Origin of the sequence: Neobacillus mesonae, assembly GCF_001636315.1 — a bacterium.
Lineage (GTDB): Bacteria > Bacillota > Bacilli > Bacillales > Cytobacillaceae > Neobacillus > Neobacillus mesonae.
Genome location: NZ_KV440949.1, coordinates 3,768,119 through 3,788,887 on the forward strand (window position 1 = coordinate 3,768,119; position 20,769 = coordinate 3,788,887).

Annotated in this window: 18 protein-coding genes; 14 read left to right on the forward strand and 4 right to left on the reverse strand. The window is 41.5% G+C overall.

The window, feature by feature from the left end; genetic code table 11:
* Positions 1–78: 78 nt before the first annotated feature.
* Genes A6749_RS17550 through A6749_RS17560 form a run of 3 tightly spaced genes read left to right on the forward strand, consistent with a single transcriptional unit; the run spans position 79 to position 2,972 of the window.
* A complete protein-coding gene (locus tag A6749_RS17550) occupies positions 79–795 on the forward strand; it encodes a (Fe-S)-binding protein (protein ID WP_066392999.1) in 717 nt (238 codons plus the stop codon).
* A gap of 27 nt (positions 796–822) precedes the next feature.
* Positions 823–2,256, forward strand: a complete 1,434-nt coding sequence (locus A6749_RS17555) for a LutB/LldF family L-lactate oxidation iron-sulfur protein (protein WP_066393002.1) — start codon at positions 823–825, stop codon at positions 2,254–2,256.
* Positions 2,253–2,972 carry a LutC/YkgG family protein gene (locus tag A6749_RS17560; RefSeq protein ID WP_066393005.1) on the forward strand — a complete coding sequence of 240 codons (720 nt, stop codon included), beginning with the start codon at positions 2,253–2,255 and terminating at the stop codon, positions 2,970–2,972. The genes A6749_RS17555 and A6749_RS17560 overlap by 4 nt, the downstream gene beginning before the upstream one ends.
* 250 nt (positions 2,973–3,222) lie before the next feature.
* Here A6749_RS17560 and A6749_RS17565 read toward each other — a convergent pair whose 3' ends face one another.
* Positions 3,223–4,080, reverse strand: coding sequence for an amidohydrolase family protein (locus tag A6749_RS17565; protein ID WP_066393007.1), 858 nt, complete (start codon positions 4,078–4,080; stop codon positions 3,223–3,225).
* A 13-nt stretch (positions 4,081–4,093) separates the two neighbouring features.
* A complete protein-coding gene (locus tag A6749_RS17570) occupies positions 4,094–7,177 on the reverse strand; it encodes a GNAT family N-acetyltransferase (protein ID WP_066393010.1) in 3,084 nt (1,027 codons plus the stop codon).
* A 1,031-nt stretch (positions 7,178–8,208) separates the two neighbouring features.
* Here A6749_RS17570 and A6749_RS17575 point away from each other — a divergent pair.
* The 6 genes from A6749_RS17575 (at position 8,209) to A6749_RS17600 (ending at position 13,591) form a co-directional block, all read left to right on the forward strand.
* Positions 8,209–8,733, forward strand: a complete 525-nt coding sequence (locus A6749_RS17575; RefSeq protein ID WP_066393013.1) for a sigma-70 family RNA polymerase sigma factor — start codon at positions 8,209–8,211, stop codon at positions 8,731–8,733.
* Positions 8,726–10,039 (forward strand): DUF4179 domain-containing protein, encoded by a 1,314-nt coding sequence (locus A6749_RS17580; RefSeq protein WP_066393016.1) that lies wholly within the window; start codon positions 8,726–8,728, stop codon positions 10,037–10,039. Before A6749_RS17575 ends, A6749_RS17580 begins: the two co-directional genes overlap by 8 nt.
* Positions 10,040–10,261: 222 nt before the next feature.
* Complete coding sequence (locus A6749_RS17585) at positions 10,262–10,864, forward strand: ECF transporter S component (RefSeq protein ID WP_066393020.1); 603 nt, start codon at positions 10,262–10,264, stop codon at positions 10,862–10,864.
* 326 nt (positions 10,865–11,190) lie between these two features.
* Positions 11,191–11,958, forward strand: coding sequence for an energy-coupling factor transporter transmembrane component T family protein (locus A6749_RS17590; protein WP_066393022.1), 768 nt, complete (start codon positions 11,191–11,193; stop codon positions 11,956–11,958).
* On the forward strand, positions 11,955–12,800 hold the full coding sequence (locus A6749_RS17595) for an energy-coupling factor ABC transporter ATP-binding protein (protein ID WP_066393024.1): 846 nt from the start codon (positions 11,955–11,957) through the stop codon (positions 12,798–12,800). Before A6749_RS17590 ends, A6749_RS17595 begins: the two co-directional genes overlap by 4 nt.
* Positions 12,797–13,591 carry an energy-coupling factor ABC transporter ATP-binding protein gene (locus A6749_RS17600; RefSeq protein ID WP_066393026.1) on the forward strand — a complete coding sequence of 265 codons (795 nt, stop codon included), beginning with the start codon at positions 12,797–12,799 and terminating at the stop codon, positions 13,589–13,591. Before A6749_RS17595 ends, A6749_RS17600 begins: the two co-directional genes overlap by 4 nt.
* A 29-nt stretch (positions 13,592–13,620) precedes the next feature.
* Here the strand turns inward: A6749_RS17600 and A6749_RS17605 are convergent, their stop codons facing one another.
* On the reverse strand, positions 13,621–14,745 hold the full coding sequence (locus A6749_RS17605) for an aminotransferase class V-fold PLP-dependent enzyme (protein ID WP_066393029.1): 1,125 nt from the start codon (positions 14,743–14,745) through the stop codon (positions 13,621–13,623).
* 158 nt (positions 14,746–14,903) lie between these two features.
* Between A6749_RS17605 and A6749_RS17610 the strand changes: the two genes are divergently transcribed.
* The 3 genes from A6749_RS17610 to A6749_RS17620 all read left to right on the forward strand — a co-directional run bounded on the left by A6749_RS17610 (position 14,904) and on the right by A6749_RS17620 (position 18,283).
* A complete protein-coding gene (locus A6749_RS17610; protein WP_066393032.1) occupies positions 14,904–16,187 on the forward strand; it encodes an MFS transporter in 1,284 nt (427 codons plus the stop codon).
* Between the two features lie 99 nt (positions 16,188–16,286).
* Positions 16,287–17,276, forward strand: coding sequence for an ornithine cyclodeaminase family protein (locus A6749_RS17615; RefSeq protein ID WP_066393035.1), 990 nt, complete (start codon positions 16,287–16,289; stop codon positions 17,274–17,276).
* Between the two features lie 503 nt (positions 17,277–17,779).
* Positions 17,780–18,283: a hypothetical protein gene (locus A6749_RS17620; RefSeq protein WP_066393037.1), complete on the forward strand. Its 504-nt coding sequence runs from the start codon at positions 17,780–17,782 to the stop codon at positions 18,281–18,283.
* 96 nt (positions 18,284–18,379) lie between these two features.
* On the opposite strand, the gene A6749_RS17625 is transcribed toward A6749_RS17620, so the two are convergent.
* Positions 18,380–18,748: a VOC family protein gene (locus A6749_RS17625; RefSeq protein ID WP_066393039.1), complete on the reverse strand. Its 369-nt coding sequence runs from the start codon at positions 18,746–18,748 to the stop codon at positions 18,380–18,382.
* Between the two features lie 138 nt (positions 18,749–18,886).
* On the opposite strand from A6749_RS17625, the gene A6749_RS17630 reads away from it, so the two are divergent.
* Positions 18,887–19,975 (forward strand): PrsW family intramembrane metalloprotease, encoded by a 1,089-nt coding sequence (locus tag A6749_RS17630; RefSeq protein ID WP_066393042.1) that lies wholly within the window; start codon positions 18,887–18,889, stop codon positions 19,973–19,975.
* A gap of 221 nt (positions 19,976–20,196) precedes the next feature.
* Entirely contained in the window at positions 20,197–20,691 is a 495-nt protein-coding gene (locus A6749_RS17635) for a DinB family protein (RefSeq protein ID WP_066393049.1), read from the forward strand.
* The last annotated feature ends 78 nt before the right edge of the window (positions 20,692–20,769 follow it).

Consider the following 20,769-nt stretch of genomic DNA (forward strand, 5'->3'; position numbering starts at 1 on the left):
ATATATTAAGTCATCAGATGACCGGTTAACTAGCAAATAAACATGGAGATAGAAATTATTTTTGAGAGGAAGAGAAAAATGAAGGTTACTCTTTTTGCGACTTGTATCGTTGATATGTTCCAAGGTAATGTTGGCAAAGCGACTGTTGAATTGCTTGAAAGGCTTGGATGTGAAGTGGAATTCCCGGAATCGCAAGTTTGCTGCGGACAGCCCTCGTATAACAGCGGTTATGTGAAGGAATCGAAAGAAGCGATGAAGCGTATGATTGAGACGTTCAGCGACGCCGAATATGTTGTTTCACCTTCCGGTTCGTGTGCGTTTATGTTCCATGAGTATCCTCATATTTTTGCCGGTGACCCTGTATGGGAGCCGAAAGCAAAGGCATTAGCCGCTAAAACGTATGAGCTGACGCAGTTTATCGTTGAAGTGTTAAAAATAGAAGATGTCGGTGCCAGATTTGAGGGAAATGTCACCTATCACACCTCCTGCCATATGACGAGATTACTAGGGGTTAAAGAACCGCCTATGATTCTTTTAAAAAATGTCAAAGGCCTGAAGTTCACTGAATTACCTGGTAAGGAACAATGCTGCGGCTTTGGCGGCACCTTCTCTGTAAAAATGGCACAGATTTCCGAGCAGATGGTGGATGAAAAAGTTCGCCATGTCGAAGAAACCGGAGCACAGTACCTGGTGGGTGCGGACGCGGCCTGCTTAATGAATATCGGCGGCCGAATGGAAAGACTGGGGAAACCGGTGAAAGTGCTGCATATTGCGGAAGTATTAAACAGCCGATAATTTTTTATAAAGTGGGGGGAATTTCCTATGGCAATGAAGATTGGCACGGAGAAGTTTAAGGAACGTGTGGAAAATGGCATACATGATGATTTCATGCGCGGTGCGGTAGCCTCGGCGCAGGACGGAATGAGCCAGAAGCGAAGGGCGGCAACAACCGAAGAGCTTGGTAACTGGGAAGACTGGCGCAATCATGGCGAGGAAATCCGCCAGCATGTTCTAGAGTACTTGGATTTTTACTTGGAGCAGCTAAGTGAAAATGTGGCCAAACGCGGCGGGCATGTCTTTTTCGCGCAGACGAAGGAAGAGGCAAATGAATATATCAGAAGCGTTGTCCAAAAGAAAAACGCTAAAAAAATAGTGAAATCCAAATCAATGGTTACCGAAGAAATCAGCTTGAACGCAATGCTTGAGGAGGAAGGCTGTGATGTCGTCGAAACGGACCTTGGGGAATACATACTCCAGCTGGATGAACATGATCCTCCTTCACATATTGTGGCACCGGCTTTGCATAAAAATAGAGAGCAAATACGCGAGGTATTTGAAAAAAAACTTGGCTATACTAAATCATCCAATCCGGAAGAACTTTGCTACCAAGCACGTGTTACCCTTCGCGAGAAGTTTTTAGAAGCGGATGTTGGCATCACTGGCTGTAACTTTGCGGTGGCGGAAACAGGCTCTTTCTGTTTAGTTACAAATGAAGGAAATGCCGATTTAGTAACGGCACTGCCAAAAACGCAAATTACCGTCATGGGGATGGAGCGGCTTGTACCGACCTTTGAGGAAATGGAAGTACTTGTGAGCATGCTGACCAGAAATGCCGTTGGGCAGAAGCTGACCAGCTATATTACTGTATTGACCGGACCGCGGGAGGAATTAGATGTCGACGGACCTGAAGAATTCCACCTGGTAATCGTGGATAATGGAAGATCAAAAATTCTCGGCGGTGAATTCCAGTCAGTATTGCAATGTATCCGCTGCGCTGCTTGTATTAACGTATGTCCGGTGTATCGTCACATTGGCGGCCACTCTTACGGTTCGATTTATCCAGGACCAATTGGCGCTGTTCTTACTCCGTTATTGGGCGGCTATGATGAATACAAGGAGCTTCCGTACGCTTCTACACTTTGCGGTGCCTGTACGGAGGTCTGCCCAGTGAAAATTCCGCTGCACAACCTGCTGCATAAACACCGTGAGGTTATTGTGGAGAAAGAAGGAAAAGCACCGGTTTCAGAAAAACTATTAATGAAAGCCTTTGGGCTAGGAGCCTCTTCTCCAACTCTTTATAAAATTGGTTCTAAAATTGCACCGGCAGCACTAAATCCATTTACATCAGGGGATAAGATCTCCAAAGGACCGGGACCATTAAAGGCATGGACGGAAATTCGAGAATTCCCTGCGCCGAATAAAGAGAGATTCAGAGATTGGTTTAAAAATCGCGACAAAGGAGACAAAAACTCATGATTGGCACTATCCATAATCGAGATAAATTTTTAAATCAAATTGCCAGCCAGCTGAACCGGCCTCGAAAGTCCGCCCCGATTGAACGGCCAGCTTGGAAATACCAGCCGCAATATGAAATCTATAAGGATGCGTCGCAGGATGAGCTGCTAGAGATTTTGAAGGAACATTGTAAAAAAATTCATACGAAGATTTTTACTACAGATTTGGCAGAGCTGCCGGTAGTCGTGAATAATGTGGTTGCTGAGTATGGCGGCGGTTCAGTGGTGACATGGAAGGACGAGCGCTTCTCCAAGTGGGGGCTTGACCCTTTAATGAAAGAAAAGTGGCCTTCTGAAAATATTGATGTATTTGAATGGGATTATACATTGGGAGAAGAGAATGTCCGTCAGGCAGAGAAAGCGAATGTCGGCATCACGATTAGTGAAATTACCCTTGCGGAATCCGGTACGGTTGTCCTGTTTAGCGATAAGGATAAGGGAAGAACGGTCAGCTTTTTACCAGCCACATCGATTATGCTGATTCCAAAAAGCACCCTTGTTCCAAGGATGACGCAGGCAGCAGTGAAAATGCGGGAGATCCATGAAGAGACCGGACATGTGGCCTCATGCATTAACTTTATCACCGGCCCGAGTAACTCAGCCGATATTGAACTCAATCTGGTAGTCGGCGTCCATGGCCCAATTAAAGCTACTTATATTGTAATTAATGATTTGTAATTTTTTAAAGGCTCTTTTCTAAAAATACAGTTCTTTTTCTGATTCGCTAATAGAACATCAATTTTCGCTAATAAAATAGCAAAAATCGCTAATAGAACTTAAAGATTCGCTAATAGAAACCCAAAACCCGCTAATAGGGTATAATTTTGTACTGTAATCATGATATCTGAAAGTTAAAACTTACGTAATAACAACAATATTTACAAGAATTGAGGAGCCGCGTCCAAACTACTGGATGCGCCTCCTCTTTCTATTCTATCAATGGCTTTATTTTCGGAAACAGCTTTACCGCATTATTGAAAAATACGTCCTCGTGCGCTTCCTTGGGAATAAGCTCCTTGATTAAATCAATATATGGCTGTACCTGGACCAACGGCCAGTCGGTGCCAAACAAAAACTTCGAGTAATCATCCGTAAACGCTAATGCATGTTTTAAATGATTAAAAAAGTAAGGGGAATCCAGCTTTTTCTGCAAATCCTCCCGCGTACCAACAAGAAGCCCCGACAAATCCGCATACATATTGCGATTTTTATACAAAACCTCGGCGCCATCAAGCACCCACGGGTCACCAAAATGGGCCATCATGAAGTTAATCTCCCTGTTTTTTACCGCCACTTCATCCAAGGTAAGCGGATGGGCATACTTCAGCAAGCCGCGCTCTGAGTAGGTATCACCTGTATGAAACACGACCGGCAGTCCATATTTGACCGCCAGCTCGTATACGGGGCTGTACACCTCATCATAGGCAAAGAACGGATAGTAGCCAAGATAAATTTTAATTCCGACAACCTCAGGATTCGAAAGGCATGCTTCAAGTGCCGCTAATTCTTGACGGGCTAAACGATATGGATTAATCCCTGGGCAATAACAAACGTTTGCTGGAATCTGCTCCTCTAAATCAAGTCCCATCGGTGTCGCAGTCTCGTAATCCGGGAAACCGTCCGCCTTCGTTTCTGTCAGCCCCATGGCAATGCCGAGGACAACGTTCGCATCCCGGTACTCTTGCGCTAAGCCAGCTGAAGTATAATCCAGCTTGGATAGATTGGCGGCGGTATCTTTAAAACTGGTAATGTTGGAAAAATGTAAATGGGCATCAATAATTCGCATCATCTGCCTCCTTTCAGCTGCCGGAACGATTAAAGCGAATTGTTTTTAAAGCGTGCAGCGCATCTTCCGGAATGGCTTCATTGTTAAATAAATAGAAAATTGGTTTGGTCCAATATGTTTCACCGTGACCCAATTGAAGCAGCGAATAAACACTATGGTGGGTTACTTCTTTATTCAAATAAAGCTCTGATTTTCCTCCATGATAATCAGAAATGACTTGCAGTGTCTCGGCTACAGCATCATGACCGATGATGAAGCTCTTGTTCACATCAATCTCCATTTCGCCTTTTCCAAATTTATGATTTAATCCATCATTCGAAATCCAGCTATTATTTTTATTTTTAAACGCAGCTTGGCAATACCAGCCTTCATTTTTAAAATATTGGTTCGTACCCTGCAGAATTTCAGTTGTATGACACATTACCGGCGCACCCGGGAGCAGCAAAAAATATTGGTTAAAGGTAAGTCCCTTAAAGGTTTCGTGCTGTGTAATTTGAACCTGAACCTTTATTCCCGTCCAGCCATTTCCTTTGTTATCGGTGAGGCTGGCAAACTCCGCAGACCGCTCTTCTTTTAACAACGAGTTTCCGGAAATGTTCAGCAATGCATTCCGAATACCGCCTGGCCATGGATTCCACCAAGATTTTGGCTTTAGCGCAGGGAAGGATGTATCCAGCCATTCTTGCCCGTTATTACTTAAAGAGTACAGACCAGGGAAAAAGTCAGGTGCTGCTTTGATGGTGTTGAGCCCATTATCCACGTGGTAAACTGGGATTCCTTCTTCAACATATTGGTCTGTTTGAATTACTGAATGATCGGTTTGGATCATAAGCGCTTGATGGACAGAGCTTGCTAACTTTAGGTCAGCATTAAGTTTTAGCAGCTTAACCTTGGATTGCCCTTTGAAATGAAGTGGAAATACTGCTTCATTTTTTCCGTCTTCTTCGGAAAAATGCTTTGTTATTGCTGGTTGGTCGTCATCCAGAAGACGAAGTTCCCCATCCAAATTCGACAGTTTACTATCTTTATAATGAACTGTCGCTTGTTCTTGGACGAACGGGTTATGGTTCTTAGGATAAAATTGCACGGGCTGAGCAGCTGGTTTCTCATCTGCATGTACTTTTTTACGAGCAAAGGCCTGAAAAGCATCCCAGGTTGGAAAAGCCCCGACTGAAAAGTAAGTTGGTTCTGTCTTGGCTGTCCCGTTGGCATGGATGACGCCAAGATTGTGTTCAAAGAATAAGAACCAATGAAGGAACTGAACCTTTGTGTCACTGCTCCAGCAAAATCCGCTCGGCAATGCCGGATGGCGCTTAAATATCCAATTTTCATGAAACTTTTCACCCTGCCAATATTCCAGCATGCCATCCTTCATTTCATTAATTTCGATAAGCCCGCCATCATAAGGGAGGACAGATTGGTACAAAGATTGAGCAAAATTATGACTGTCATTCAGCCAGATTTCCTGTTTCGTTGCTTCAGCTGCCAGATTATGAATTTCATAGTGATGTTCCATTAATCCTTCTGCATACACATTGGCGACAGAATAAAGCTTAAGGTCCGGGTAAGTCTCCGATTGATAAATTGCTTTTAAACAAACAGTGCCCTGTTCCTCAAAAAATTCCACTTGCTCCGGACGTTTTTTTGAAAATTCACTGGAAAACGGCTTGCCAAGCTTTGGGTAGAAAAAGAAAGACTCTTCATCGAACGCGAATCCAGTGCGCCCGAAATATAGGCGATTATCGAACTTACTCAAATAGGCATGGGCACAGCCGTTATAAACATGCCAATAGTCCGCACATTCGCCGGTTAATTTGAAGCCCATCCCGTAAAACGCTAAGCCGATTTCTTTTGAAAAAAGAACCTTTTCTCCGGAATTCTTGATCGCTTGAATTTGTAACTTCTTTTGATAAAAGCCGTAGCTAGTTAAACGATACGCCACTGGAAGGAGTTTCCGTTCCTTTGCTTCCATGGTAATTCGAATCTGCTCTTCCTCGAACTCAATAAATGGTGCCTTCGGTAATGTAAAGGCAAATTGTACTTCTTCATTAAAATGGTTCTCCAGCTCTAAATAGAACTGTGAAGCGGTTTCAAGGAACGGCGGATCATTCGGTATTTTTGCCGTCATCCGGGCAGGGTATTTGCTGTTGATTCCAAGCTTGAAGTCTGCTTCTTTTCCATTGATTTTTAATGTAGCCGATACGGTTGGATGGGTGCGCCAAATATTTTGCTCTTCGGAGATTTCCCCGACAAAGAATCGGCCTTCAACAACGGTCGAATCCGTTACTGTCAGCTGTTTTGAAAAATCAAAGCGGATATTTTGGTCATCATAGCCATTGATGTTGATTTGCAATGGCTCGTTTGTCTTGTTTTCAATATGAAAATGAATCGGATATTCAGTGCCAAAAATTAAGTCCTGCTGTTCAGTGGAAGCATAGATCAAGTACTGGTCTGTTTCAATCAATCTGAGCCCCCGGCCTTTGCGCTCATACTCCAATCTTAGCTTACTGCCGTCCTTTTCCCACTTGTATTCATAAAAATCAAAGCCATTTTCTTTTCTGCCATCCGGCTTTATTTCGATGTCCATTTTGCGGTCAGTGTACCAGTCCGCTTTTTTAAAAAAATCTTGGACAGCTTCTGTTGTGAGTACAGAAGGGATAAAGTTCATCAGATGAACGGTGTCGTCTCTGTTTTCCCAGAAAAAGCCGCATTTTTTGTACAATGGGACTGCTTTTGTATTGCCGCCCCATGTATAAAGGTCAAGTCGCGGCCATCCTAGTTCGATGGTCCTTTCGACGGCCTTTAGCACGAGCTGTTTGCCGATTTTCTTTCCTTGATATTCTTCACGCACGTTAAGCAGGGGAATGTAGAGTGCACCGCTGTCCTCGCGATATTCGCTGACCCCGCAATAGCCGGCAACACTGTTTCCATCTATGGCTAAATAAGTATTTAGGTTAATTGAATTCTCTTCCTGCTGCCTGACACTTGCGGCAGTCGAAATGTCACTTCCGCCGCCCCAGCCGTCACGGCTATGATTCCACATATCAGCAACTTGTTCGGCCAATTCATGAGTATATTCCACTATTTTAGTTTTCATATGGTTACTCCCTCATTTGAAGTTTTTTTCGCTAACCATCCTCGATTACCTCAACGCTTGAAAAATTAGTTAACTGAATCTTGATCATGTTAAAAACCCCCTTTCATAAATTTGAAAAAAATAAAAGGCCCTGCTACTGCAAGGCCTTTCATCAACAAAATTATATTTCTCAACATAGCGGTAGAGTGCCGCTTGTTAGAAATCAGATGGTAGACTGGCAGGATTGTACAGGCAAATGTTAAATTGATTGGATTTTGAGCTTGTTACCAACATCCTGTACACCTCCTCTTTTAGGTAATAATTACCACAATTAGAATTATATAATAAATGATTCTGAAAAGTAAATTACTTTTTTGGAGAAATTTAGTAGTTTGGAAGGGGAATTGTTGGAGATTAAGGGTATAGGCGACCGTCCGTCTGGAAAAATGGTTTTGTCGGTCGCGTAGAGGGGGTATAGGCGACCGGGCGGCGGGAAAAGTGGAGGTGCCGGTCGCATAGAAGGGGTATACGAGCCCGGGCGGCGGAAAAAATGGAGGTGCCGGTCGCATAGAAGGGGTATACGCGCCCGGGCGGCGGAAGAAATGGAGGTGCCGGTCGCATAGAAGGGGTATAGGCGACCGGGCGGCGGGAAAAGTGGAGGAGCCGGTCGCATAGAAGGGTTATAGACGACCGAACGGCAGAAAAAATGGAGGTGCCAGTCGCATAGAAGGGGTATACGCGCCCGAGCGGCGGAAAGAGAAGAGTTGTCGGTCGCATAGAAAGGGTATACGCGCCCGAGCGGCGGAAAAAGAAGAAGCGTCGGTCGCATAGAAGGGCTATACGCGCCCGAAAGACAGAAAAAGAAGAGTTGTCGGCCGCATAGAAAAGGTAAACGAAACTGAACGACAAGAAAAAGATCTATCTAGCAGCTATGAAAGCAATAAATTTACATCACACCCAGACCCCAAAAAAATATTTCCACCTTTTAAAACTTTTTCCCTGTTCGGTAGTCTAATATGTAAGACAACAAGGTTAGTGAAGGGGGCGTGCACATGGCCACGGATGAACGATTAGTCAAAAAGGCAATCAAGGGGGACGATTCAGCATTTTTACAGCTGATCGAACTCTACAAGATAGATTTATATAAGACCGCGCTTTCTTTTTTACGAAATGAAGAAGAAGCGCTCGAGGCCGTCCAGGAGGTAACGTACCGGGCTTATAAAAATAGAAAATCGGTGAAAGAGCCTTCTTATTTTAAAACATGGCTGCTCCGCATCATGATCAACTACTGCAATGACCAATTGAAAAAGCAAAAGCGAGTCATATTGAATGATGAAATCCTGAACATGCAGGGGGCAGCGGAATCCCATACCAAAATAGAATTGAAGGACGCCATGCAAGGATTAGATGACAGGTCTCGTGAAATCCTCACTTTAAAATATTTTCATGAATTGAAAATCAAGGAAATTGCTGAAACGCTGCAATGTCCGGAGGGTACGGTCAAGACGTGGTTGAACAAAGCGTTAAAGGCTCTTAGGAAAAAATTAGAGGGAAATGGCGGTGATTTACATGTATGAAAAGGAAGAAAAGCAATTAAAAAATTTATACGATAATATTCAGGTTCCGATAGATTCATTGGACGAAGCGATTTTTGCCGGATTTCAAAAGGCCAAATTGGAGGAGAAACGGCAATTGCGCCGAAAAAAATGGTTTTTTTCTGTTGCTGCCACAGCTATTTTTTTATTTGGATTTTTAACCTCGATCCGTCTCTCACCAGCGTTTGCTGACTATATTTCCGTCATTCCCGGCATGGAAAAAATAGTTGATCTTATTCGAACCGATAAAGGAAGAATGCTGGCCGTTGAAAATGATTATTATGAAAAAATCGGTGTGTCCCAAGAGAAAAATGGCTTGAAGTTTACGATTGATGGCGTAATTGCCGATCAAAGCCAGGTGGTCCTGTTTTATACGATAACATCCAAGGATAAGCAAAAAATACTCGAAACGGAGAAGGTTCAATTGGAAAGTTTTGAAGGGAAAAAGCTGGAGCTTGGAGGCATATCAATGGGAAGCCCGCTTTATTCAGAAAAAGGAGCAACCACACATAGTGATATGTTTGAATTTTATTTTCAGTCACCTCTTCAAGAAAAAAAACTACAGCTGAAGGTTTGGGTAAAAGGGAAGAAAGTAAAGGAAGAATTCACAATAAACTTTGAACTAAAAAAAGACATACAGTTGAAAAAGTCATTTGTTATTAACAAAACAATTTCAATGGAAGGACAAAAAATAACATTTTTAAATGCCGACATATATCCATTACGTGTGGCGGTCCATGTCAAAATGGACCCAAACAATAGCAAAAGGATCCTAAGCTTTGATGACCTAAGGCTTGTAGATGAAAATGGAGAAACATGGAATAAAATTAATAACGGGATTACTGCAAATTTGATATCACCTGATGAAGCTGTTATTTACCTGCAAAGTAACTACTTCCGGGAACCAAAGGAATTGTATTTGGTCTTTAATAAAATCCAAGCAGTCGACAAGGATAAAGCCTTTGTTGTAGTGGATACAGTAAAGCGGCAAATCCTAAAACAGCCAAAAGGAAATTTACTACGAAATTTACGAGTAGAAGGAAACGAGCTAATCTTCGACCTTCATACTAAAAAAGAATTCAACGCATTTCTCTTTACAAGAATAACGGATGGGAATGGAAAGGAACTACCATCTAATTATGGCTTCACCGAGGGAATGAATGAAAAAGGAATCACCGAATTCGGAGTCAGCATTCCTAATCCAAAACATCAAACCAACCCAATCTCTTTAGAACTAAGCGCCTATCCATCCTGGATCAAAGGCAATGAAAAAATAAAGGTAAAATAAGTAAAAAGGTGCCTGACACCAAAATTGTCAGGTGCCTTTTTATGTTTCTAACAAGATAGAATCTTTCACAGAGAATAGAACAAATTCACTGTTCATAAATATTAATAAGGATTATGTATTGAGAAAAAAGTAGTAATAATAGATTACAATAGAATTGTCATATGTAAAGACAATAACTATACTAGTAATGAGTAAAGAAGAGAAAAGAGGGGGTTTTTATTAATGAATAAACAAAGCATGTGGTCCTTGCGTTTTTCAACCGCGTCACTTGTTCTGATACCAGTTGCTGTAGGGATTAACTATATTGGCAAATTTGTTGCCGGGATTTTAAAGCTGCCTTTGTGGCTGGATTCCATTGGTACGGTGTTAGCCGCTATGCTTGGAGGTCCAATTGTCGGAGCGCTGGCGGGTGCAATTAATAACATTATTTATGGTTTTACTGATCCGATTTCTTTCGTATATGCCATTACTAGTGTGGCAATCGGTGTAGCTGCTGGGGTTCTATTTTATAAAGGGTATATTTCCAGCTGGGGTAAAGCTGTGGTGGCCGGAATTATCATTGGCCTTGTGGAAAAAGTGATTTCAACGCCGTTAAATATCGGCTTTTGGGGCGGCCAGACAGGGAATGTTTGGGGCGATGCGTTGTTCGCATTTGTGCTAGCAAACACTGAATCTACTTGGCTTGCTTCTCTGCTTGATGAAATCGTTGTCGATGTGCCGGACAAATTATTGGTTGTACTAGTCAGCTATGGGATTTTCCAAGGTTTACCGCGGAATGTGGTTCAGCTGTACAACAATAATGACAAAGTGGAAACTTTGGACTAAAGAAATCATTAGGAAGCATTTTATGAGGACAGAGGGTTGGGTAAAAAGGCACCCTTTGTCCTCATAGAGTGTTTATGAGAACAGAGAGCTGTGGGAGCGTGCCGTCCTTGTTCTCATAAAGTGCCCATGAGAACAGAAAACCAAGCAACTGCCCTAATCTTGTCCTCATAAAGCGTTCATGAGAACAGAAAGCTGAGAAAAAGTGCCGCCCTTGTCCTCATAAAGCGCCCATGAGAACAGAAAGCCTAAGAAACCGCACCAACTATGTTCTCATAAAAAGTTTATATGCCATAAATGCCCTTGAAAATGAAAGCCGGTGAAATTCCTTGAAATCAATTAGTCTATTTGTAGATCGGGAATCGTTTGTCCACGACATCGATCCGATTACGAAACTCTACTATATTTTATTTGCCATCATCATTCCTATTATTCTGCCATCTTTCACGATTTCCACCATATGTGTTGGCATCAGTATTTTGCTATTACTGACAGCAAAAGTGATTCGCAAAACACTGCCAGTTTATGGCTTTGTTTTTCTAGTCCTAATAACCGTCGTGATCATTCAGGGCCTGTTTAAGCCTGGGAATGAAACGGTTCTGTTTAATCTGGGGCCGTTTGCGATGCATAAGGAAGGACTGTTGTTTGCTATAATGATTGCACTCCGTGTAACCAATATTGTTAGTGCCTTTATGATTCTAGTGTTGACAACGAAGCCGTCGGACCTTGTTGAATCGCTTGTGCGGAAAGGTATGTCGCCAAGAATCGGCTATGTTATTGTATCTGTTTTTCAAATCATCCCGGAAATGATGTCAACGATGAGTACGATTATGGATGCGCAGCGATCTAGAGGTATGGAGACGGAAGGGAAACTACTTATCAGAATCAAAGCCTTTATCCCGCTGCTTGGTCCAGTCGTGCTGGGGTCGCTTATCAACACGAAGGAACGGGCGATGGCGCTTGAAGTGCGGGGCTTCAATTCTCGCAATCCGAAAACCTATTTATATGTGGAAAAAACATTTACTTACAGCAAAGCAATTCAGGCTACGATGATGCTGCTGACCATATGTGCCGTGGCATGGAGGATTTTTTTATGAAAAAGATAGTTGTCGAAGGACTTAAATATAAATATCCAATGTCTGAAGAACTTGCCCTGCAAGACATTTCCTTTGAAGTAGAAGAGGGCGAATTCATCGGCATTATTGGGGAAAATTCTTCAGGCAAGTCAACATTATGTCAGGCACTAGTTGGTCTTGTCCCGCATTTTTATAAAGGTGCTTATGGTGGAAAAGTGCTGGTGAACGGGCTTGAGGTTAGAGCACATTCAATCGCCGACATTTCTTTAAAGGTGGGGATGGTGTTTCAAAATCCGTTCACGCAGGTCACAGGTTCGAAAATGACCGTATACGAAGAAATTTCCTTTGGACTGGAAAATATCGGACTGCCGCGGGAAGAAATGCGGCAGCGGATTGATGAAGTGCTAAAGCTGATGAAAATTGAACATGTGAAGGACCATAGTCCGTTTGATCTGTCTGGCGGGCAAATGCAGCGGATGGCGATTGCCAGTATTATTGCGATGAAACCGGATATTCTCGTGCTGGATGAGCCGACCTCCCAGCTTGACCCGGCAGGTTCTGAGGAAGTGTTCCATTCCATTCAAGATTTAAGTCAGCAGGGAATTACGGTCGTAATGGCGGAGCACAAAATGGAAAAAGTTGCTCAGTATTGCAGCCGGGTGTTGCTGCTGCATGATGGGAAGCTAGTCGATTTTGATACTCCGGAAAAAATATTCTCACGGGACGACTTGAAAGACTATGGTGTGACCGCTCCAGTATACACAAAAGTGTGCAAGTCGCTGGGGATAAAAAAACTAGGAAGTGATGTCTATCCCGTGACATTAGAGGATGCGGAATTGGCATTAAGGGGGGCAATGAAATGATCAAAGTTTCGGATCTATCATTTTCCTATTCAGAAAAAGCCCCGCCAGTTCTTGCTGACATCAACCTAGAGTTTGATCACCGTACCACCGCCATCATCGGACAAAACGGTGCCGGAAAAACAACCTTTGTGAAGCTCTTGAAAGGTTTATTAAAAGCAAAAAATGGAGGGATTTTGATCGGGGATTATGATGTAAAAATGAAAACCGCGGCTGAACTAGCGAGAAAGATTGGCTTGGTTTTTCAAAATCCCAATGATCAAATTTTTAAACGAACCGTTTTAGACGAGGCCATGTTTGGGCTGCTGAATATTAAAATGGGGAAATATACAGCAGAAAAGCTGGCGGTAGAGGCGTTAAAAATGGTCGGGCTAGACGATAAAACGGCGATGAACCCTCATGATTTAAGCTTATCGGAAAAGAAGCTGCTTTGCATCGCATCGGTGGTAGCGATGGATACAGACATTGTGATTTTCGATGAACCGACCATTGCCCAGGACCAAGCCGGGAAAGAAACCATCAGTAAGATCATTCAGGAATTGAAAAAGAAAAACAAACTCGTTATGACGATCATTCATGATATGGATTTTGTTGCAGAGAATTTTGAACGGACCATTGTGTTTAATAAAGGGAAAGTCTTGCTTGATGGCAACACAAGAGAGGTTTTTTCTCAAAAAGAAGTCCTTAAGGAGGCAAATGTTGAACCCCCTGGAGTTACTCAGCTGGGAGATAGGCTGGGCTTAAAGAAAACGATATTAACCGTAGAGGAATTTTTGCAGGAATGTGCAAAATAAAAGGTTTGGATTATTTAATCCAGGCCTTTTTAAACAATTTGTGAAAGTTCATCTAATGCCAATTGTATATCATCCTGCGTGTTATAAAAATGCGGAGCTATTCTAATCACATTTTTTCTCGCCGAAACAATAATCTTTCTTTCTCTTAATTTTGCCTCTACCAGCGGGGCATTTTCAACATGAAAGGACATTAAGCTGGTTCTATTTTCAATAGTTAATGGTCCAGCAAGAGTCAAACCTTTTTCAAGTCCATAATGGAGTCCGAATTGGGTTAGATTTTTTAAATGGCTCTCAATATTATTTATTCCCATTTCAAGTAATACCCTCAGAGCCTCATGAGCAGCATATATGCTAATGAAGGCCGGGGTGCCAGTTTCAAAACGGCGGGTACCCACAGCGGGAATAGGATTCAGGAGATCAAATGCAGCAGATTCCTCTTGCCCCATCCATCCTGTAACTCTTGGATTCAATTCCTTCGCAAGCTCTTTCCTAATATATAAAAACGCCACACCTGGAATGCCCAAAAGATATTTTCGCGTGCCAGTCGCGAGCATATCAATCCCCATTTCCTTAACATTAATCGGAATATGTCCTGCGGATTGGTAGGCATCCACGAATAAAAGTGAGCCTTTCCCATGAACGATATCGGCAATTTTTTTAACGTCTTGTTTGTATCCGTTACAGAAGTTAACATGAGGAATACACGTAAGAAGGGTATCATTGGATACTTTTTTTTCATATTGTTCTAAGGGAATTTCATTATTAAAAGAGCGAACTATAGAGAGATGGTCCTTAAAGGTTTTTTGTGCATATAGGATATGGCCGACGGTGGGAAAATCGATATCTGTAAAAACTATTCCTTTTCGTTTTGGATGATCGGTAAGGGTGGACATTATGGAAGAAAGTGCATCGGAAACTGAACAAAGGATGGCCACCTCATCTTTTTCAGCGCCAATTAGCTGTGCAAATAATCCCCCTGCCGCGTCAGCTTTTTTTAGTGCAGCACCCCAATTAGTCCCATCATTCAGTAAACTTTGATGATAATCTTCAATAGCTTTAGAGACTGGAATCGCTATTGCCCCTTGGGAACAGCTGGCTAGATGTGTATGGCTGGACAGGATGGGGAATAGTGACCTATTACAATTTAAATTCAAACCTCTGCACCCCTTTTCAAGAAATTCTATTCTTTAGGATTGGAATTTAGTAATAACTTCTTCTATAGTCTAAATATACTAAAATATCATAATAATTAAAAATGAATTTGTAAAATAATATAAAATTGGCTAATATATTCATAAAAAGGGGAATTTTGATGGAGAAAAAACTCGAAATTAAGGTTTTAATTGCTAGTCTTGTAGGAAGTTCAATTGAATGGTTCGATTACTTTTTGTATGGAACGGTGTCTGCATTAGTATTTAACCAGCTTATATTCCATAGTGAAGATCCTACTGTTGGGCTGATGCTGGCGTATGCTTCATTTGCCTTGGCCTTTTTTATCCGTCCGCTTGGAGGAATTATTTTTAGTCATATTGGAGACCGGATTGGACGGAAAAAAACGCTGGTTTTAACACTGTCACTTATGGGCGGTTCAACTGTCTTAATGGGTTTTCTTCCTACATATGAAGCAATTGGTGTTGCTGCTCCGATTATTCTCGTTTCATTAAGGCTGGTTCAAGGCGTCGGTCTTGGCGGTGAATGGGGTGGAGCGCTTTTATTAGCGGTAGAATATGCGCCGAAAGAGAAGCGAGGCTTCTTTGGCAGCATCCCGCAAATGGGTGTCACAATCGGTATGTTACTAGGGACACTAGCCTTGTCGATAATGACGCTTTTACCTGAAAACGCCTTTATGACATGGGGCTGGCGCGTGCCATTTATTTTAAGTGCTTTACTCGTTTTGTTTGGTTTATGGATTCGCAAAGGGATTGATGAAACGCCTTCATTCAAACAAGCCCAAGAAAAAGGAGAAATTGCTAAAATTCCTTTCTTGGAAACCATGCGTACCCATTGGAAAGAGGTACTGATTGCGGTTGGAGCAAAAGTAGTTGAAACAGCGCCTTTTTACATTTTTGGTACATTTATCGTTTCCTATGCAACTACACAGCTTGGTTTTTCTCGTACGCTCACATTAAATACTGTTACTATTGCCACAATTGTCACTACCATCCTCATTCCGATAATGGGAAATCTTTCGGATAAAATCGGCCGGAAGAAGCTTTATGTTGGCGGGACTATTTTGATGGCGCTGTACGCTTTCCCGTATTTTTGGCTGCTTCACCAAAAATCAGCTGCCATGTTAGTCGTGGCAACAGTTCTAGGGCTTGGAATCATTTGGGCACCAATCACAGCCGTACTTGGCACCATGTTCTCGGAGATTTTCAAGTCTAATGTCCGCTATACAGGGATTTCCCTTGGCTATCAAATCGGTGCAGCAGTAGCTGGCGGAACCGCACCGCTTGTGGCGACAGCCCTTTTGGCAGCTTATGATAATTCCTATGTACCAGTTGCTTTATATATCATTTTAACTTCTGTCATTTCATTAATTGCTGTTTCGGCTATACGTGATCGAAAAAATGAGGAATTGGATAAAGCAGCTTAAAGTGTGAAAGGAATCGTGTTCTTGCGATTCCTTTTTCTGCAATAAGACGAAGGTTTGATAAACTAATATAAATAGACATTTTTAGAAAGAAGGTTAAACATGCTAATACTATCAGAACCACAAATTCGTTCTTTATATACTATGAAAGATGCGATTCAGGATTTGGAAGCGGCTTTGATTGACTACATAGAAGGAAAAATTTCAAACCCCCACCGGATGGTAATTGAATTTCCAGATAAAAAGGCATCTGCATTATACATGCCATCAGCTATCGAATCAGTTGGAAAATCTGCCGTTAAAGTGGTGACCATTTTTCCATACAATCCTTCCATCGGCAAACGGACTACACAAGGTGTGATTTTATTAAGTGACACCAACAATGGCGATCACTTGGGATGCTTGAATGCCTCTTATTTAACCAGATTAAGAACTGGGGCGGTGAGCGGGATTGCGACGAAGTATCTTGCCAGGGAAAATGCCTCATCAGTTGCGGTGGTTGGCACCGGGGCAATGGCGGAAGAGCAGCTGCAGGCAGTATTAGAAGTACGCGATATTAAAACAATCATGTTATTCAACAGAACGAAGGAAAAAGCACAAGCTTTTGCTAAGAAAATTAGTGAGCTTGCTCCGGGTTTTGATGGCGATATCATTGTAATGCATGATGTCGATGAAGCTGTATCCAAAGCTGATATTGTCATTTGCAGCACACGTTCCGAAACGCCGGTATTCTCCGGTAAAGCTCTTCGGCCGGGTACGCATATTAACGGTGTCGGTTCCTATCTGCCTCATATGCAGGAAGTGGATGTAGTTACACTGCATCGATGCTCAAAGATTGTCGCGGATACAATGGAAGGGGTTAAGGATGAAGCTGGTGACTTTATTATTCCGGCTAATGCAGGGACCTGGAGCTTTTCGGAACTGCATGGAGAAATCGGTGAACTTGCAGCTGGCCAGATTAGCGCCAGGGAAAATGATGAAGAAATCACCTTCTTCAAATCCGTCGGGATTGCCTACTTTGATATCGCCGTAGCAGCTGCTGTGTATGAAAAGGCAATTCAGGCGGGGGTAGGAACCCAGGTTGAAATATAGTAAAAAGATAAAGGTTGACGTTAATCGGGGCCCCATTGGAAACACTTTTGTTGCTTTTGCTAAGAGAAATGTCGCCAACAGGCCCCATTGGAAACACTTTTGTTGCTTTTGCTAAGAGAAATGTCGCCAACAGGCCCCATTGGAAACACTTTTGTTGCTTTTGCTAAGAGAAATGTCGCCAATAGACCCCGTTGGAAACACTTTTGTTGCTTGTACTAAGAGAAATGTCGTCAATAGGCCCTATTGGAAACACTTAAGTTGTATTTTAAAAGAGAAATGTCGGCAATGGGTCCTATTGGAAACACTTAAGTTGTATTTGCAAAAAGAAATGTCGACAATAGCTCCATTGGAAGCACATTTGCCGTTTTTTGCTAAAAAGTTATGTTACCAGGGGCTCCATTTGAAAACTTATCTTGTTCAAGTGATGGCGCTGATTCGTACAAAATGCCGATGTAACTTTCTCCCTATTTAATCAGTCTTATACTGGAAGGGGGATAAAGATTTTGATAAATAAATTAAATATTATTTTGTTTTTTGTAGCCGCTTTATTAACAGGATGTATTGGAAATGAAATTGAGCTAAAAGATGGGGATAAACACATAACTAAAACGATGGACCGGGTGATATCCGATTATATTGTTCAAAAATACTCATCCGCTTATTATCACACAGAAAAGCAATTTGAGGTTCATAAAGTTTATGGCACGAGCGAGTCAAATGGGGTCATCAGTGTCTATATGTGGTCTTTTTTTGGCGGCTTTAACAAATCAACGGGTACACAAGAACAAGCCGGCCATTCTTTGCCCGCTTTAATTCGTTTAAAGAAAGACGCAGGTAAATACATGGTTATAAAATATTCAGAACCCGAAGATGGGAGTTTGTATCAATCTTCATTAGAAAAAATGTTTCCCCAAAAATACTTAAAATTAGTACAACAGGACGCGGGAAATGTAAAGGATTTACAAAAAGAGATGGATAAAGCAGTGGAACAATGGTTGGAAGAATAAAACGAATAACTTTAAATTCATTAAAAACAAACGAGAGCGTTTCAGCAACAAGAGCATAAAAAAAGCCAACAACTAATGTTGGACTTGATTTACTTTCTACATATTTTCAAATTGTATGTATTCAAAAATATTCCCAAACGGATCTCTAAAACTAATATATTTTCCTGGAGGACAATTTGTTGGTTCGTCCACAATAAAATTGACCTCTTTTTGTTTTAAGAATTTTACTGTTTCGTAAATATCTTCTGTCCGCAGCCCTAATGCAACTCCTGTAATTTTTTCATCATGATTATAGGCTGCGTTCTCGTTTTCTTCTAAAACTATTGGTAACTCCCCGTGGACAAGTGAAACAATCTTAGGGCCATACTGTTTGTTTACCTCAAAACCTAAAGTATGAGTATAAAAGTCAATGGCTTCATTTAAATTTGGAACATTAATACTAATAACACAAACTTGGCTGCTCATTTTATCTCCCCTTATTTTGGTACTCCAGTAAATATTCAACAAAACATATGATTTTCCTTTTTTATGAAAATGATTTAAACAATGATATATAGGGAAAAGTATAAAATGAAATGTTGGATGATAAGAGGAGACGACTTAATGAAATGCCCAGAATGTGCTTATGTAAATCCGGATAAAGTAAGGTTCTGTTTAAATTGCGGCCGTAAATTTGTTAGCGGTGACCATTCGCAGCAGGATTTAAACAGCTTGTTTTATGAGTTTGCTCAATTTGTTGATTTTGTTCCGAGGCATGAACGTTCGGTCGAACCCAAATTCCAAAATATTTTTTCCCGGGTGTTCCGAAAACATAGTGAACTTGAGGCTGAACGGCTTTTTATCGTAGGAACGGCGCTTACAACGCCTAAAATTGAGGAAGTAAAGGAAACATGGCCGAAGCCTTGGTTGTTTGCCAGAATATTTCTTATTGCACTTATTGTTTTTGTAGGAATGTACTTGGGAGTGAGTTGGTTTAGAAATATTAATTTCATTCCGGGTCTTATTATTGTTGGTGCTTTTGCTGTGCCAATCACGACATTGACCTTCTTCTGGGAAATGAATGCGCCGCAAAATATTGCTGTTTATAAAATTATTTATGTGGTATTTATCGGCGGAATCCTATCGATGTTAGTCGCTCTGGTGTTTTTTGATATATTAAAACATAACATCAATCCTATTACGATCGGTATTGTTGAAGAACTGGCCAAAGTGATAACGGTGATTATTTTTGTACGGAACATCAAATATCGGTTTGTGTTGAATGGGCTTCTGCTGGGAGCTGCTGTAGGGGCAGGCTTTGCCGCTTTTGAAACGGCTGGCTATGCATTAAGAGCACTTCTGTCCGGCAGCATCCACAACCTGTATGCCACTATTCTTTGGCGCAGTATTTTAGCACCTGGGGGACATGTCGCTTGGGCCGCTTTAACAGGAGCTGCCTTTTGCCTGGTACAAAAGAACAAGGATTTTGATTCGAAGATGTTGTTAAACCCAAAATTCACTCGCATATTTATCATTGTCGTATTAATGCATGCTTTATGGGACACGCCTATATCCGGAATATCCCTTATCGTTCAAATAGTTCTGATGATTCTCTCATGGATTATGGTTTTTAGAATGATCCAGATTGGTTTAAAGGAAATAGCTAATAAAAAAGTGCAGTTGTACACTAAGCCTGCTGGATCTGAATCATAGTAGGAAATACCAGCTACTAAAACTGCATGAACTGAATTCGCGATAGCCAAGGTTTTTCCTAAGTTGTATTAATAAGAGGCGTTTCTGCATAAAGCAGAAACGCTTTTTATGTCGAAATGTACGTAATTAACAGGCAGCCGTATTTTTGTAAGTTCTTAAAAAAGGGATTCCTAAATAGTTTAAAGAATAAATAAAAAAAACCTTATAATGGAGTGATTAGTATGAACATAGCTGGTGAATATTTGAAAACTATTATCCAACGGTTTAGCGAATCAAAAAAAACTGCTGAAAAAGCAATAGAACAATTAGCCGAAGGAGAATTATTTTGGTCCCCGAATGAGGAATCCAACAGTATCGCTATTATTGTAAAACACATGAGCGGTAATATGGTTTCGCGCTGGACTGATTTTTTCACGACAGATGGTGAAAAACCTTCTCGAAATCGAGATGATGAATTTGTCGGAGACCTCCAAACTAAAGAACAAGTCATGAAATTGTGGGAGCTTGGTTGGCAAACCTTTCTATCTGCTTTAAAAGATATTCGGGAAGACCATCTCTTAAAAACAATCACCATTCGAAATGAGCCCCATACAGTGATAGAAGCGATTGAACGACAAATGTACCACTATTCTTATCATGTCGGTCAGATTGTTTATCTAGCAAAAATGTTAAAATCAAGTAATTGGAACACACTAACGATTCCTCGAAAAAAGTAACTAATGTCATGTTTATTAAAGGTGCTTTATAACAACGAAGACCCGTTTCATATTTAGTGCGGTAATTAAAGAAGAAAT